The sequence below is a fragment of the Oleiphilus sp. HI0043 genome (assembly GCF_001634935.1).
Genome location: NZ_LWEY01001820.1, coordinates 1 through 620 on the forward strand (window position 1 = coordinate 1; position 620 = coordinate 620).

Annotated in this window: 1 protein-coding gene and 1 pseudogene; both read right to left on the bottom strand. The window is 45.6% G+C overall.

The annotated features are described in order from the left end of the window. Window positions 1-141, bottom strand: a pseudogene (locus A3729_RS28000) (bifunctional 3-demethylubiquinol 3-O-methyltransferase/2-polyprenyl-6-hydroxyphenol methylase); the annotation flags it as partial. A 46-nt stretch (window positions 142-187) separates the two neighbouring features. After that, a partial coding sequence (locus A3729_RS28005; protein WP_156498188.1) for an amidohydrolase family protein occupies window positions 188-620 on the bottom strand: 433 nt, incomplete at its 5' end.

Sequence of the window (620 nt, forward strand, 5' to 3'; positions counted from 1 at the left end):
TTCATCAATATAGTTAAGACGAAGCGGGTTGATGTCGTGAAGCGGCTTAAACTCGCTTGATTTGTCCCACCAGCGACTAGCCAGTGCTTCGAATTTAGCGATTTCATTTGGATCGACGTTTTTTGCGGCTGTTTGGCTCATGTTTCTCTATTCGTGTGTTATAAATATTTCTAGAAGGCGTTTATTGTCAGCTTTCTGTCGACGAGCGAATTTTAGCTGCCCAGCTCTTGGCTTTAACAATAATTTCCTGCGTGTCCATATATTTTAGTTCGCCTTCTTCAAGAAGGAGTTTTCCGTTTACCCAGTTATGGCTTACTTGGTTGGACGCGACTGAGTATACAATATCTGAGATTGGATCAAAGCTCGGTTGGCTATTTAATGCATCCATTTTGATGGCAATCAAATCTGCTGCTTTGCCTATCTCTAGTGAACCAGTAATTTCTTCGATGCCTAAGGCTGCAGCGCCATTGATGGTTGCCATCTCGATTGCACTGGCTGCATCGATCGCGCTTGCGTCTTTTGCGACTGCCTTTGCAAGCAGGGCGGCGGTACGCATTTCGCCAAACATATCGAGGTCATTGTTACTGGCCGCACCATCGGTACCCAGGGCAACATTAACG